This window comes from Microcystis sp. LE18-22.4A (assembly GCF_027531105.1).
In the GTDB taxonomy this organism is placed as follows: domain Bacteria; phylum Cyanobacteriota; class Cyanobacteriia; order Cyanobacteriales; family Microcystaceae; genus Microcystis; species Microcystis aeruginosa.
This window is the reverse complement of the sequence record NZ_JAPZRB010000085.1, coordinates 1-14,217: the sequence shown is the minus strand read 5'-3', so window position 1 is coordinate 14,217 and position 14,217 is coordinate 1. Positions and strand designations below refer to the sequence as shown.

General features: G+C 38.2%; 11 protein-coding genes and 4 pseudogenes. 12 read left to right on the top strand and 3 right to left on the bottom strand.

Annotated elements, in window-relative coordinates; all coding sequences use genetic code 11:
* Window positions 1-212: 212 nt before the first annotated feature.
* Window positions 213-761, bottom strand: coding sequence for a MarR family transcriptional regulator (locus tag O9295_RS03860; protein WP_288031840.1), 549 nt, complete (start codon window positions 759-761; stop codon window positions 213-215).
* Window positions 762-1,091: 330 nt separating this feature from the next.
* Here O9295_RS03860 and O9295_RS03855 point away from each other — a divergent pair, with 330 nt between their 5' ends.
* The 12 genes and pseudogenes from O9295_RS03855 to O9295_RS03805 all read left to right on the top strand — a co-directional run bounded on the left by O9295_RS03855 (window position 1,092) and on the right by O9295_RS03805 (window position 12,117).
* The gene (locus O9295_RS03855; protein ID WP_288031837.1) at window positions 1,092-1,316 is read left to right on the top strand and encodes a hypothetical protein; all 225 of its coding nucleotides are present in this window, start codon (window positions 1,092-1,094) and stop codon (window positions 1,314-1,316) included.
* Window positions 1,317-1,563: 247 nt separating this feature from the next.
* The gene (locus O9295_RS03850) at window positions 1,564-2,736 is read left to right on the top strand and encodes a TIR domain-containing protein (protein WP_288031835.1); all 1,173 of its coding nucleotides are present in this window, start codon (window positions 1,564-1,566) and stop codon (window positions 2,734-2,736) included.
* 125 nt (window positions 2,737-2,861) lie between these two features.
* Entirely contained in the window at window positions 2,862-3,725 is an 864-nt protein-coding gene (locus tag O9295_RS03845; RefSeq protein WP_288031833.1) for a VMAP-C domain-containing protein, read from the top strand.
* Window positions 3,726-3,778: 53 nt separating this feature from the next.
* Window positions 3,779-4,774 carry an AAA family ATPase gene (locus O9295_RS03840; RefSeq protein WP_150976785.1) on the top strand — a complete coding sequence of 332 codons (996 nt, stop codon included), beginning with the start codon at window positions 3,779-3,781 and terminating at the stop codon, window positions 4,772-4,774.
* A 5-nt stretch (window positions 4,775-4,779) separates the two neighbouring features.
* Window positions 4,780-8,019, top strand: coding sequence for a formylglycine-generating enzyme family protein (locus O9295_RS03835; RefSeq protein ID WP_288031830.1), 3,240 nt, complete (start codon window positions 4,780-4,782; stop codon window positions 8,017-8,019).
* Between the two features lie 270 nt (window positions 8,020-8,289).
* Window positions 8,290-8,631, top strand: coding sequence for a diversity-generating retroelement protein Avd (gene avd / locus O9295_RS03830; RefSeq protein WP_158202613.1), 342 nt, complete (start codon window positions 8,290-8,292; stop codon window positions 8,629-8,631).
* A gap of 32 nt (window positions 8,632-8,663) precedes the next feature.
* Window positions 8,664-8,903, top strand: coding sequence for a hypothetical protein (locus O9295_RS03825; protein WP_288031828.1), 240 nt, complete (start codon window positions 8,664-8,666; stop codon window positions 8,901-8,903).
* A pseudogene (locus O9295_RS03820) lies at window positions 8,903-9,313 on the top strand (PIN domain-containing protein). The gene O9295_RS03825 and the pseudogene O9295_RS03820 overlap by 1 nt, the downstream one beginning before the upstream one ends.
* Before the next feature lie 45 nt (window positions 9,314-9,358).
* Complete coding sequence (locus tag O9295_RS03815; protein ID WP_158202609.1) at window positions 9,359-10,417, top strand: RNA-directed DNA polymerase; 1,059 nt, start codon at window positions 9,359-9,361, stop codon at window positions 10,415-10,417.
* Window positions 10,418-10,429: 12 nt separating this feature from the next.
* A pseudogene (locus O9295_RS27685) lies at window positions 10,430-10,567 on the top strand (SUMF1/EgtB/PvdO family nonheme iron enzyme); the annotation flags it as partial.
* A gap of 167 nt (window positions 10,568-10,734) precedes the next feature.
* A complete protein-coding gene (locus tag O9295_RS03810) occupies window positions 10,735-11,670 on the top strand; it encodes a formylglycine-generating enzyme family protein (RefSeq protein ID WP_288031826.1) in 936 nt (311 codons plus the stop codon).
* Between the two features lie 105 nt (window positions 11,671-11,775).
* Window positions 11,776-12,117, top strand: a complete 342-nt coding sequence (locus O9295_RS03805; RefSeq protein WP_288031823.1) for a hypothetical protein — start codon at window positions 11,776-11,778, stop codon at window positions 12,115-12,117.
* Window positions 12,118-12,311: 194 nt separating this feature from the next.
* Here the strand turns inward: O9295_RS03805 and O9295_RS03800 are convergent.
* Together O9295_RS03800 and O9295_RS03795 are read right to left on the bottom strand one after the other, a co-directional pair.
* A pseudogene (locus O9295_RS03800) lies at window positions 12,312-12,542 on the bottom strand (PIN domain-containing protein); the annotation flags it as partial.
* 50 nt (window positions 12,543-12,592) lie between these two features.
* Window positions 12,593-14,089, bottom strand: a pseudogene (locus tag O9295_RS03795) (IS5-like element ISMae6 family transposase).
* Window positions 14,090-14,217: the final 128 nt, after the last annotated feature.

Sequence of the window (14,217 nt, the reverse complement as noted above, 5' to 3'; positions counted from 1 at the left end):
ATTAATCTCTAGAGTAAGGGATTCCCTCTGTAGCCATGTTTTTGCTGATTTTCTGCCCCGAAACAAGCTATAATGGTCTAAAGGTCAAATTTGAAAATTTTTGCCTCAAACCCTATCGGCGTAAGAACTTCAGGATTTTGTGTCCAGTAGTTCATTGGTATTGTATTGCTTGAACTCAGGCTCTGTAAGACTTTTAGCCATAGCTAGTATTTTTATACGGGGGAAGTCCAGGAATAAGTCTTAATAATCTTAGAGGTGCTGGATTCCTTGCCCTGACTGGGTTCTGGGACGGGATCGTTTCCTACAGTGCGAGGATGTTTCCCACAGTGCGAGGGTGTTTCCTGTAGGAAACTTGATGGTACTGTAGGAAACTCTCCCGCATCACAGGAAACCGTGTTTCCTACAGGAAACTTTTCCGCATCACAGGAAACCGTGTTTCCTACAGGAAACTCTTCCCCGTCGCGGGAGACCTGATCTCCTTTAGGAAACGTTTGCAGCTTGACCAGTGCTTCGGTGATTTCTAGATCGATGTAACCTTTATCGCTAAGAACTTTCAGGGCTTTGGAAACCGTGCCTTTCTGGAGTCCCGTGGCGGTTGCCACATCCGTGACCTTGACGCGCAGATCGCGACCGCCGAACGGATCGATCGTTCTCAGATAGTAGAGAACTCGAACTTCCGCGTATCTCAATTCTTTGGTGACTTCGAGCCACTCTTCTGGTTTTAGCGCGTAAAACTTGCCTTCTATCTTGTTCTGTGTCATAATAGTTATAGTTTTTGTGCGAAGGTATATACTTTCTAGGGAAAGCGATGTACTTTTCGTGAATTTGCCCCATAACCCGAAAAGAGTTGGGGCTTGTTTTCTAGGTAGGTGACGTCTCAAAATTCCCTTAATGTGGATATCAATTGCTCTTAACCTCATTTCGGTTTAAAAGACTTCCTACTCAGTCCTCTGTTGATTTACGCTCCCGCAATCGCACTAAAAAGTATATGTTTTAATTGTATATGTATATAATTAAGAAATCCATCCCTTGAGGGAATTTTCTGTTGCTATATTGGGTAAAATAGTGTAGAGAAGTTAAAGGGTTGTTCAATGGAAACTAGAGGGAAATACAAGGGCAGGAAGGAAAATCCACCGAATCCGGACGGTAGGCCTCTGACTTATGAAGAGCCGAAGAAACGCCGCAATCTAAGCGTGACTCAGGCTGGGTGGGAAGAAGTTCAGGCGATTGCGGAACAGTACAACCTATCCGTGTCGGAAATGTTGGAACGGTTGGCCCGCGGTGAGTTTGAACTGGTGCGGAAGGTTTCTTATTGACATCTCCCCACTTTAAAAAGACGGGGATTCTAATCGGTGAATAGAAGCGGGTTGAAACCAGCAATTCTCATTTTGAAACGATTTTGCCTTGTTTCAGCGATCTAGAGGTTCGTTAAGAATTATTAACCCCTCTAGGTGCAATGCTTTTAATGTCATGAAACCTTAAAATGAGAATTGCTGGCGACAGGTGGTTCTGACTTGGATTCGTCGCCTAAAATCTCATCTGTCTTCAAACGAGTCTTAATCAATGAAAAGAATCCTTATTCTGTCAGCAAATCCCAAAAACACGACTCCATTGCGTCTTGATGAGGAAATGCTCGAGATTAAAGAAGGGCTACGACGAGCAAAACAACGAGATAATTTCGTCATTGAAACAGGGCAAGCCGTGAGGTACAGAGATATTCACCGTGCCATCCTCGACTTTGAGCCGAACATTGTCCATTTTTCAGGACATGGTGCGGGGGAAGAAGGGTTAGCCTTTGAAGATGAAACAGGTCAAGTTAAGTTAGTTGAGGCTCAAGCATTAGCAAGTTTATTTAACTTATTTGCTGACCAAATAGAATGCGTAGTTCTCAATGCTTGTTATTCGGAGGTTCAAGCAAAAGCGATCGCAGAGCATATTTCTTATGTGGTGGGGATGAGCAAAGCCATTGGGGATAAAGCAGCCATTGAGTTTGCGGTGGGTTTCTATGATGCTTTAGGCGCAGGAAGGACGGTGGAATTTGCTTATAAATTAGGCTGTAATTCTATTGAGATAGCAGGAATATCAGAACATCTAACTCCACAATTGTTGTCTAATTCTGACATATTGACCAATAAAGTTTCGTCTCAAGCAGAAGTCAATCCATCGGGAGAACCCTCAACAAAATATAATCAAAAACAAACCACCATTGATCAATTAGATTCAGAATTAAAGGAAAAAGAAATGCCCTCAGTTTTTATTTGTTATTCCCACAAAGATGAAATATGGAGAGATAGGCTTTTAGAATTTCTGCAATCTCTTAACTTTGAGAAACAAATAGTTTGGTCAGATCTTGATTTAGAACAGGGGGATATTTGGGATGAAAAGATTAAAGAAGTCTTACCCAAAGTAACGGTAGCAGTTGTTTTAGTAAGTCAAGCTATTCTTAATTCTACTTATGTTCGTAATGAAGAGTTACCTCGTCTTTTGCAAAGATTTGAAGATAAAGAAGTACGGATAATTCCTTTATTTGTTAAATATGCAGATGTTGAAAATGTTCCTTTTCACTACACGAATGAACAGGGAGAAGCTAAAACATTTTACTTAAATCAAGCTCAGTCTCCCCGTAATAATTCTCCTCGTAATCCTCTTTATATTTTACCTGAAGCAGAGCAAGATAAAGTCTTATTATCTGTTGTTCAAAATTTGCGATCGCTTATAGATAAAAAAAAAAGATAGAAGTTCCAAATGATTCTGTTTTAGAAGAAGTTACTCAAAGATCAAAGGCGAGTATTTCGCATGATAATTTTATCAATCGAAATTCTCTTGATTTTGATAATGCACGTCTATATTTATCAATAAAATTGAAGAAGGTAAGTTCTCAAAGTAATAATAGTGAATCTGAAAAATTTTCTGTTGATACTAAAGTCTCAATTCCTCAATCTTCTACAGACTATCAACAGGAAAATTTATTAGAAACTTTTCAAGAGAATGCACCTTATACTCAAACTGAGATAGAAGAAAATATCCCCAATCTACTAGAAGAATGTTATCAAAAATTAGAAGAAATTGGATTTGATCAAGATATTCATTTAGCAATAGAGTGGGTGTTTGATGATGATTTATTTTCATTAGATGTTGACTGTTGGAAATTTAAAGAAAATGAATTTTGTCGTTCTAAAAGAATCGGTTGTGCTTCTTTTGAATCTGTTCATATTCGGTCTTATCGACGGTTAAAGACAAAACGTTGTCTTGACATCTGGAAAAAGAAATGGGATTGGCTGACAAAAAACGCTAATAAGATGAAGATAAATAACTATATATTCGCCTCTCAAACTAATGACAGAAATGATAATGATTTAAAAGTTATGGACTCGCAAGAAATGATTTTTGGGATTAACTTGCCGACGGATTTACTGAGACTAGAAAATATCAGCTATGAGTTTATTATAGAGAGGGGAATTCCTTTAGCCTTGTGGTCTAGATGTCAAAATTCTGCTGTCAATCATACCAGTGACTTAGATGAGTTAATTAAGCCTAAAAAAGATAATGAGGAAAATCTTAAAGACGGGGAGGATAATGTGTTGAATCTTGAAAACTTAACCAAATCTGTCGAAGTGAAGAGACTAGAAGCTACCGAAGAAGAGCCTTTTCATTTAGGCCATCATCTTTGCTTTTTATGGGAAAATCCTTATAACTATCCCACCAGCAAGAAATTAAAGCTTTAGTGAGTTCTGCTCATCAATTTCGTTAAACATACTAATACAAAGGAAAGGACATTATGAGTGATTGGCAAATTTTTAAAGGAACTAAAGAATCTCATTCTATTGAAAAATGGCCAGAACCACCCCCTTGGCGAAACTTTAACCAACAAGAACCCCAAAAACCAGCAAAGGAAACTTTTCAAGCCAACGAGAAAGTCATTAACGCTGTTAATATGGCCATTTATTTGCGTCGTCCCCTACTGGTAACAGGAAAACCCGGAACGGGGAAATCTAGTTTAGCCAAGGCCATCGCCTCGGAATTAGAATTAGGAGAGGTATTACATTGGCCGATTAATACCCGTAGTACACTGCAAGAGGGATTATACTATTATGACGCGATCGCTCGTTTACAGGATGCTCAAATTAATCAAGGAGAAGGAGTTAAAGATGCTCAACTGAATCAAGACAAGCCAAATAAATTTGATATCGGTGACTATATTCGTCTTGGTCCATTGGGAACAGCTATGTGTTCAAAGCAATACCCCAGAGTCTTACTGATTGATGAAATTGATAAAAGTGATATTGACTTACCTAATGATCTCTTAAATATTTTTGAAGAAGGCTATTTTGTCATAGAAGAACTTCAAAGACTGAAAAAGCATCAAGAGTATCATACAGTAACCGTTCAAACCTCTGATGGTCAGACCCATGAAGTAGTCGATGGACGTATTCCCTGTGAACAATTTCCCATTATTATTATGACCAGTAATGGAGAAAGGGAGTTTCCCTTACCATTTAAACGTCGTTGTATTCAATTGGAGATAAAAGAACCTAATAAAGAAGAATTGACCAAGATTGTCAAAGCTCATTTAGAATTAGGAGATGATTTAACCCAAGAAATTGAAACCCAAATTCAGAAATTTTATGAAAAACGAGAGAAGGGACCTCTAGCAACAGACCAATTACTTAATGTTGTCTTTATGTTAATGAATAAACCCTTACCTAATGCCAAAGAAAAGGAAGCAATTATCGAGCGTTTAATGGCTTATCTGAACACTACTGGAGAGAAATAAAGGTGATGTTAGAACAGTTCGTAGCCTTTGTTGATACAGAAAAATGGGAACTTGATTCGATTCAGATAGCTGAAGTTTTATGGTTTGTCCGGACAGTTAATCCTTTAATAAGAGGAGAAGCAGATGGAGCTTACCAATTTTGTCTATTGGCTTTTTTAAAAGGAGTTGAAAACCTGGGATTATGTTTAGTTTGGGGGACGATTTTAGAAAAATGGGAAACTCCCCAAATTGAGTTTACGAAATATCAGCAAGAACTGATGATGATTACTCTCTTTTGGACTCTCATAGAAAAGGGTTTGTATTCCATCGCCTTGCTATTATTTTTAGAAAAAAAGGGGGTTGGTAAGAAATTAACAAAACCTCCTTTATCAGAGCTTAAATATCCTCTGACTTCACCATCAAACAAACCTGTTTCTTCTACTGCTATTGAGCCAAACCCTTATCCCACAGAACAATTACCTATTAAATTACCAGACACAGGAATCTTCCGCAATACTTTAGAATTAGGACGCTTACTTAAACCCCTAAAACAGAAAATTAATTCTCGTATTGCTCAGGAATTAAATATCAAAGAAACTGTCAAGCGAAGTGCCGAACTTAGTACCCCTACTCAGCCTCGTTATTTTCCTGTTCTAACTCCTAAAAAAGAACGTTGGTTAGACGTGGCCTTACTAATAGAAGATAGCAAATCCATGATTCTTTGGCAATCTTTATTAAAAGAAGTACAAGATTTTCTCGAACATTTAGGAGCATTTCGTGATATAAAACCCTATCGAATGAACTGGGATGATTTGACAAAAACCTTGCAAATTTCTTCTTTTTATTCATTTTCTCAGTACCTATCTCCCCAAACATTAAATGCTCCTGGTAGCCGACGCTTAATTTTGATAGTTAGTGATTGCATTTCACCTGCTTGGATTAGTGAACAATTTATTGATATTCTTCAACAATGGTCAAGCCAAAGTCTGTTAACTGTCTTGAATCCTTTTCCTGAAAGAATATGGGAACGCACTAACCTTGATTATGCTATAAAAATTCGATTAGGCAATAAAAAAAAGGGACTTACTCCCCAAAGTTGGCAAGCTATTCCCCTGGAATCTTGGCAGATTAAAGGGTTTGATAAACAAGCTTTGCTTAAATTAGTTAAACTACCAATTGTCAGCTTAGAATCGGAATCGATAAAAGCTTGGGTTAATGTGATAATGGGAAAAGGAATAAGCTGGTGTTCAGGGGTTTGGTTAGGGTCTAATTTTATGTATTCTTATGAAGAAGAAGAAGAAGACGATGAGAAAAGTCTGACTACTCTTCAACAAATTAATAACTTTTATGCAACTTCTTCACAACTTGCTTGGGAATTAATTCAGTGGTTATCGGCCATTCCTGTCAGTTTTTCCACCATTCGTTTAGTACAAAGAACCTTATTGCCTGAATCCACTCAAGTTCATGTGGCAGAAGTGGTCATGGGAGGATTATTAAGTCCTATTACCCCCCTTAATTATTATCAGTCTAACTATCCCATTCAATTTGAATTTAAACCGGGCATTCGAGAGACTTTTTTAGATAAAATAGCCGCAGATAAACAAATAAATAAAAAAGAGTTTTGCCTAAGAGTGATTGGTAGTTTAACGGAAAAAATTGCTAGTCATTTTGGCTATCAAACCATTCGTGAATTTGAAGCCACTCTCTTAACCAATCCTTTAGAATTAAGTGGAGAAGATGACCTAGAATTAATTCAAGCTTTTGCAACTATTTCTGTCTCTACCCTACGACAATATGGAGAAGAATATGCCCCTTATATTAGGAAATTAGATAAAAGTCGAGCGCGGTTAAATCTTGTCTCTGCTGTTGAGGGTAACTCCATCGGTTTTAATTGGATAGATTTTCTGGAAAGTATAGCCCAAAGGCATCACTTAACGGACATTGAAACAGAAACCTTAATCAATTTCTTGCCAACTCCAAGCCAATCTTATTCTATCCCGGAAGTAGCCAAACAACTTCTCCTTTCTCCTTCAGCAATTAGTAGTCGTCTCACTGGCATTTATTGTAAATTTGAAACCTTAAATCCTAATTTATTCCAATCAAAAAAATATAATAAATTATCGACCCTAAAGCTATACCTATACTCTCAATATGTCAAAGTTAGTTTCTTGCATCAATTAGCTATTCCTGACTATGCCATTCCTCAATTAGAAACCTTAGAACTTTTTGAATTTGAATCCGAAGTAGCCACGATCACTTTTGAACCAGTCATAACAGACTTATTGAGCCAAAATCTCCGTAACTTTTCCTTTGAAACCCCCACAGTAAACCGTCGCGGCGAAATCATTAAAACTACCACCCACACCGCTAACTGTTTCACAGAAACTCTACCAAATAACGTTGACCTCGACATGGTATCTATACCTGGTGGTACTTTTACGATGGGTTCTCCTAAAAATGAAAAAGATAGCCATTATAATGAACGTCCCCAACATAATGTAAAGGTTCCTCCTTTCTTCATGGGGAAATATTCCATTACTCAAGGTCAATGGAAAGTGATCGCCACCAGAACAGATTTAAAAGTAAAAATAGACTTAAAAGAAGATCCATCTTATTTTAAAAAACCCTATCAAGATCAAGACAGAGAAATAGATAGATGGCTTAGACCCGTTGAAAGAGTCAATTGGTATGAAGCTGTAGAGTTTTGCCAGCGACTGTCTAAGCTAACGGGGAGAGATTATAGACTGCCTTCGGAGGCACAATGGGAATACGCTTGTCGTGCTATGACAGAACCCCTAGACCTCGCAAAAGGTGAATCTTACCCACCCTTTTACGTTGGAGAAACCCTCACTGATAAGTTAGCCAACTATAATGCTTCTAGAACTTATGCCTCGGAACCCAAAGGCGAAAATGGAAAGGAAACTATCCCCGTTGGTCAATTTCCCCCGAATGCTTTCGGATTATACGATCTGCACGGAAATGTCTGGGAATGGTGTATGGATGACTGGCATGACAATTATGAAAATGCGCCTAGTGACGGTAGTGCTTGGCTTGATAATAATCAAGAGGAAAATATTGATGCTGAAAATAGCCTAGAATCTACTGAAAAAGACGAAAATAATCCATATTCTGTCATGCGGGGCGGTTCCTGGGGCAACTATCCTCTTATCTGCCGTTCCGCGATTCGCATCAGCTATTACCGCCGCGACTACCGCTACTACTATATCGGTTTTCGGGTAGTCTGCGTATTCGGGAGAACTCTCTAACCCTTTTTCCTTTTTCCCCTTTTACCCTTTACTCTATGTTTTACTTTTTCCTTTTCCAAGCGGATCGCTATATTTTTGATTTTCCAATATCAAGGTTTGATGACATTAACCAAAGACAGGTTGATCGAATATATTTGTTAAACTGAGATCTGGTACCTAGTCTAAAATCCCAGATTTTTTACCGAGTTAATCAGGGTTTTAGGCTTTAAAAGTCGGGGATTTGTGGTTTTTCAATTATGGTGCAGTATCTGAGCTAAAACTATTACCAAGATGAAGGAATTATCAATTATTCAAAAAACCTATGATCTAATCAAGTATTATGTGCCTATAATCGAGAGATTCCCCAAAGTTTATAAATTTACGGCAGGGGATAGAATCGTCAATCAATTGTATGATTTATTAGAGGGGTTAATTAAGGCTAAATATGAGAAAAATAAATTAAACGCCCTAATTAACTTAAATGTTCAATTAGACATTTTACGGCATCAAACGAGACTAATATTAGATTTTCAATTAATTGATCTAAAACGTTATCAGTATGTTAGTCAAAAAATTGATGAAATTGGTATAGAATTGGGAGGCTGGATTAAAACCCAACGTCAACGAGAATAACATCATTGAAGCAAACAACGGTTTAAAATATTATGAAAACAGTTAAATTGAATGAGCTAGAAAAAGAGGCTTTATTAACTCAAAAAGAACCAATTGCCATAGAATATAATAGCAAAATTATAGGCTATTATAAGCCTGTTATTGATTCCCAGACAGCCAAAAAAGCAAAGGAAGAACTTGATATAATTATGGAAAAAGTATTAAAAGAAATAGGTTTGACTGAAGAAGAATATGTGTCAATGTTTATGAAGATTGAAGAATCCTGCGTTTAGTGGTTGACACGAATATTTTAGTGGCTGAACTTCTTAGAAAGCGAGAAAGAGATTCAATTATATCAAAAAGCTTAGAGTTATTCTTAGCTGAAAAAATGAGAGAGAAAGTTTAATATGAATTACAAAAGCGAATTTCCATTATTGTGAATAAAACAAATTTAACTCAAGAATTAGGCCAACTGCAATTAGAAGCCATCTTAAGACTAATTGATAGTAAAATTATCACCTTGCCTTTATCGTTTTACCAAGAACTAAAAGCAGAGGCTAAAAAAGGGATTTCTAGAGATTTCAATGATTGGGAAACTGTAGCCTTAGCCTTACCCGACGCAATTTGGACAGAAGATTATGATTTTTTCCGTTGTGAATGTCCAACGTGGATAACTCAAACCATATTAATTCAAATTAATTAATATCCTAATTTCCTGCAAACGTTAATCTAATAATTTCCTACCACTATGAAACGTTACGGTAACTTATATCCTCAAATTATTGACTTTGATAATCTTTATCTATCAGCTAGAAAAGCTCAAAAAGGAAAGCGGTTTAGAGAGAATGTTTTACAATTTAATTATAACTTAGGAACGGAATTATTAAAAATTCAGCAAGAACTAAAAGATAAAACCTATCAACCAGGAAGCTATCGAACTTTTCATCTAAGAGATATAAAAAGTCGTTTGATTTCGGCAGCCCCCTATCGAGATCGAGTTGTTCACCATGCTTTATGCAATATCATTATTCCCATTTTTGAGAGAACTTTTATTAGTGATACTTATGCCAATAGAGAAGGTTATGGAACCCATAAAGCCTTGATGCGCTTTACCGATTTTGCTCGTTCTAGTCGTTATGTTTTACAATGTGATATTAGAAAATATTTCCCTAGTATCGATCATGAAATCCTTAAACAACTCATCAGACGAAAAATCAAATGCCCAGATACCCTCTGGCTAATTGATGCCATTATTGATAACAGCAACGAACAAGAAGAAGTTAACCATTATTTCCCAGGAGATGATTTACTCACGCCCATACAACGTAGACATGGTTTACCAATAGGAAATCTAACCAGTCAATGGATGGCAAATATTTACTTATCAGGCTTTGATCATTTTGTTAAAGAACAACTCAAAGTCGCTAAATATGTGCGGTATGTGGACGATTTTTCTTTGTTTTCTGATGACCATCAATTTCTCAAAGATGCTCGAATATTGATTGAAGACTATTTAGTCCAACTCAGGTTAAAAATTCACCCCATTAAGAGTCAGTTATTTGAAACAAAACATGGTTCCAGCTTTCTAGGGTTTCGGATTTTCCCCGAAACAATTCGGGTGAGAAATAGCAACTTACATCGTGGCAGAAAAAGACTGAGAAAATTGCAAAAAGATTATGCCGAAGGTAAAATCAATGTAGAAGATATTAAGCGATCGCTTAACAGTTGGGAATCTCACTTGAAACATGGTGACACCTGGCGACTGAGGAAACAGATATTCAGTTCCCTTGTTTTTACGAGGAGTTGAAGAAGGGGAAGGCGAACCCGACTGCGGGGCGGTTCCTGGGGCAACAATCCTAATAACTGCCGTTCCGCGATTCGCAACAACAACAACCGCCGCGACAACCGCAACAACAATAACGGTTTTCGGGTAGTCTGCGTATTCGGGAGAACTCTTTACAGTCAGAGTTGGCAGGTGGGAATCTGTCAAGAGTGCGCCAGAGAGTTCAGCCTTTTCCTGAGATGCTGGTAACGGTATCCAAAAATCAAACTGGGTTGGGGAGCTTGGTAGGGTAAAACCGAACAGTTTTCCAGCCCTCCACTAATATTTTGGGAACTAGAAGCGTGAAAACACTGCAAGTAAAACGCCAAAGCCAAAAGTTTCGAGGCTATAGAGACTATATTGATGGTGTCCCCTTAGAAATGGTCTTGATTCCCGATGGAACCTTCACTATGGGTTCACCAGAGACAGAAGAAGGGAGCCATGCTGATGAAAGACCCCAACATCATGTAACCATTACCTCGTTTTTGATGGGACGTTACCCCATTACTCAAGCACAATGGCAAGCGATCGCTGCTAGAACCGATTTAAAAATTAATATAGACTTAGATGAAGACCCCTCTTATTTTAAAAAACCCTATCAAGATCAAGATAGGGAAATAGATAGATGGCAAAGACCCGTAGAACAAGTAAATTGGTATGGAGCAGTAGAATTCTGTGGGCGACTCTCTAAGCTAACAGGAAGAACTTATCAGCTACCATCAGAAGCCCAATGGGAATATGCTTGTCGAGGTGTGACAACACCCTTAAATCTAGAAAAAGGGGAATTTTATCCACCGTTCCACTTTGGGGAAACCATTACAACAGATTTAGCCAATTATCAAGGGGAAAAATCCTATGGCAAAGGGACACAAGGAGAATATCGCAAACAAACAACACCTGTAGGTTATTTTCAAGTCGTCAACGCCTTTGGACTCAGCGATATGCACGGAAATGTCTCGGAGTGGTGCGCTGATGACTGGCATGGTAATTATAAAGGAGCGCCTACTGATGGCAGTGCATGGCTTGATAGTAATCAAGAGAAAAAAGTCAAGTCTGAAAATGAACCATATTCTGGCAAAAATGATGATATTTCGCTAAATATTGTCCTGCGGGGCGGTTCCTGGGGCCTCAATCCTGATTACTGCCGTTCCGCGATTCGCGGCTTCTACTACCGCCGCGACTACCGCACCTACAATGGCGGTTTTCGGGTAGTCTGCGTATTCGGGAGAACTCTCTAACCCTTTTTCCTTTTTCCCCTTTTACCCTCATTCCCTATTTTTTCTCTTACCCTAACGGAAAATTCGTTAAGTGAAGATGGGTCGGTTAAATCTACTCGGTTGACCGTGGGAAATTCCGTCACCGTTACCGGTGAGCATCCCAGAAAAGGACAGACGGGGGAAATAACCGCGTTGCCCAATCCCTACGCGGCCATCATCCTTTTCGACGATGGCAACAGGGAAATGTTAGGTTCGGACTTCCTTTCCTCAAAAACCATCGATGTGGCCGCTAAATTTCAAGTCAAAGAAGGGCTGAATTACAAGGCCGGTAGCGGCTGTGAGTGGTATGTCAGGGTAGAACAGGCTACTTGGGAGCGGCTGCTAGGATATCGAAATCGCGTCGGTACGGCAACCATCGATGGGGCTATCAAACGAATGTTAGAAAGTATCGAGAACAGCCCACCCTAACGGAACCTTAACTTGGTTTGAGCTGCTCACTTAACGAATTTTTCGAGGTTCTCACTTAACGATTCGTTAAGTGAGGGGAGAATTGAAACTGACCATGGACACAACCCGATCCTTAGAGAGCGATCGATGACGTAGTGATCATCTTTCTGGGGGAGCAAATGATTTATCGAGTATTAACACGGAACAATTACAGATTAGAGAAACCAATTTTCAATCACTAAACCTTCTAAATCTTGAAAATCATCAACATTATTGGTAACTAAAGTCAAATTGTTGGTAAAAGCAATAGACGTTATCTGACCATCGACAAAAGCAGGACTCTTACCGAATTTAGACAATCTTGACCTTTCCCGTGCGTGATATTGGGCTGATTTTAAGTCATAATCGAATAAAGGTAGATTGGCTAAAATAACGTTATTTACATAGGGTCTGCTGAAAAAGTCATTGAAAAGTACAGGTCTCTTAATCAATGATTTCACTTAGCTACAAGCATAAGCTTTAGTTGTTGATTAATTTTTAAGTTATAACTTATCCTAATCATTGACCGAGAAAAAGTGCTGTTTTTCCATTTCAGACATAAAAAAGCCCAAAAAACCTGCCTCAACAGGTTAGAAAGATTCATGACTAAAAAAGTAATAGCAATCGCTGAAAAGGAAGTATGAGGAAGTTTAGCCATCACTTTACCTAAGCTAAATCTTCTTTTCCCCTGTCCAAATTTGCCCTCTATACAATTCCGAATCCTCTCATCATCGGTAGCTTGTTTCTTTTGTTCTTTACTAACATTTTTGGCTGGTCTTCCTAATGGGGGCCCACTGATTCTGATTCCCCTTTCTTTACACCAAGCTCGGTTTTCTCTGGTTCGATAAATTTTGTCCACATGAACTGATTCTGGATAGTATCCTGTATAGTCATAATAAGCTTCTATTTGTGCTTTTAAATCTCCCGATTCATTAAAGTTATCCCAACTAATCCGGTCTAAAAATATGTAACCATCTATACAGCTTGCTGAGAATTTAGCCCCAAATTCTACGGGTTTTCCAGCTTTTCCTCTGACTATCGGACGGATATGGGGTTGAGTTAAGCTGACAATTCTGTCTTCAATACTCTGTTTGTTATTTTGGTACATCCAGAGTTGTTGGCGATAAACTTCTGTGACTACTAATAACAGTTTATAGTCTCTTTTTTTCAAGCTTTGTAGAGAGGCTCCTTCTGCTAAAAGTTGTTCAATATGGTCGAGATTTCTTTTCAGATATTGCAGTTGTCTTTTTAGAGCTTTTCGTCTTTGTTTGACGGTAGGTTTTCTTTTTTTTGCTACTTCTAAATAACTTTTTCTGGCCAGGAGACGATAGGTTCTCGGTTTTTGAACAAGTTTTCCTTTTAAAGTTTCCTAGAGAATATCAATAATTTTTTCGGTTTGTTTTCTTCCTTGATTTAACAGGTTTAAATCCGTAGGATAACTAATATCTGCGGGCGCACAACTGGCATCTAAAATTAATTTACCTCGATTTTCTGGTTGACTTTGGGTTTCGCTCTCTAACTTTTTTTCGGTGTTTTCTTCTTCTTTTATTTCTCTCGAATTTTTGACCATAAAGCGATTCACTTTATTAATTAGTTCCAGAGTGATTCTTTCTCGAAAGTGAACCAACATTGACGCTTCAAACCGGGGTTCATTGCTGTAGGATGAAAAACCCAAGAAGTATTGTAAATAAGGATTTTCTTTGATTTGTTCTACCGTTTCTCTATCGCTTGTTCCTAATTTTTCTTTAATAATTAATGCTCCGAGTGCTGTCCTGAATGTTTTGGCGGGTGTGCCCATTTCTTCTGAAAAAAGTGATGCGTATTCCGCTTCAAATTCTGACCAGGGAATGAGGTTGGCCATAATTACCCAACGATTATCTTGGGATAATTTCCCCTCAAAGGGCAGCTCGAAGTTTTCTGGTGGGGTTGAGGGTAACTCGCTTTTACGGTACATTAGCACTAATTAGAGAAGATGCAAGGGTGATGCAAGGGTGATGCAAGGGTTTTAAGAGATTCTAGCAGATTTAAGTGCATTTGGGAAGCTCTCAATCAAGCTAAAAGCCCTTTCCTGTAAGGTTTTTA

What these genes read in the sequence shown, in the direction of transcription:
- O9295_RS03860 (WP_288031840.1), bottom strand. Translation starts at nt 761, where the DNA reads ATGACACAGAACAAGATAGAAGGCAAGTTTTACGCGCTAAAACCAGAA.
- O9295_RS03855 (WP_288031837.1), top strand. Translation starts at nt 1,092, where the DNA reads ATGGAAACTAGAGGGAAATACAAGGGCAGGAAGGAAAATCCACCGAAT.
- O9295_RS03850 (WP_288031835.1), top strand. Translation starts at nt 1,564, where the DNA reads ATGAAAAGAATCCTTATTCTGTCAGCAAATCCCAAAAACACGACTCCA.
- O9295_RS03840 (WP_150976785.1), top strand. Translation starts at nt 3,779, where the DNA reads ATGAGTGATTGGCAAATTTTTAAAGGAACTAAAGAATCTCATTCTATT.
- O9295_RS03835 (WP_288031830.1), top strand. Translation starts at nt 4,780, where the DNA reads ATGTTAGAACAGTTCGTAGCCTTTGTTGATACAGAAAAATGGGAACTT.
- avd (WP_158202613.1), top strand. Translation starts at nt 8,290, where the DNA reads ATGAAGGAATTATCAATTATTCAAAAAACCTATGATCTAATCAAGTAT.
- O9295_RS03825 (WP_288031828.1), top strand. Translation starts at nt 8,664, where the DNA reads ATGAAAACAGTTAAATTGAATGAGCTAGAAAAAGAGGCTTTATTAACT.
- O9295_RS03815 (WP_158202609.1), top strand. Translation starts at nt 9,359, where the DNA reads ATGAAACGTTACGGTAACTTATATCCTCAAATTATTGACTTTGATAAT.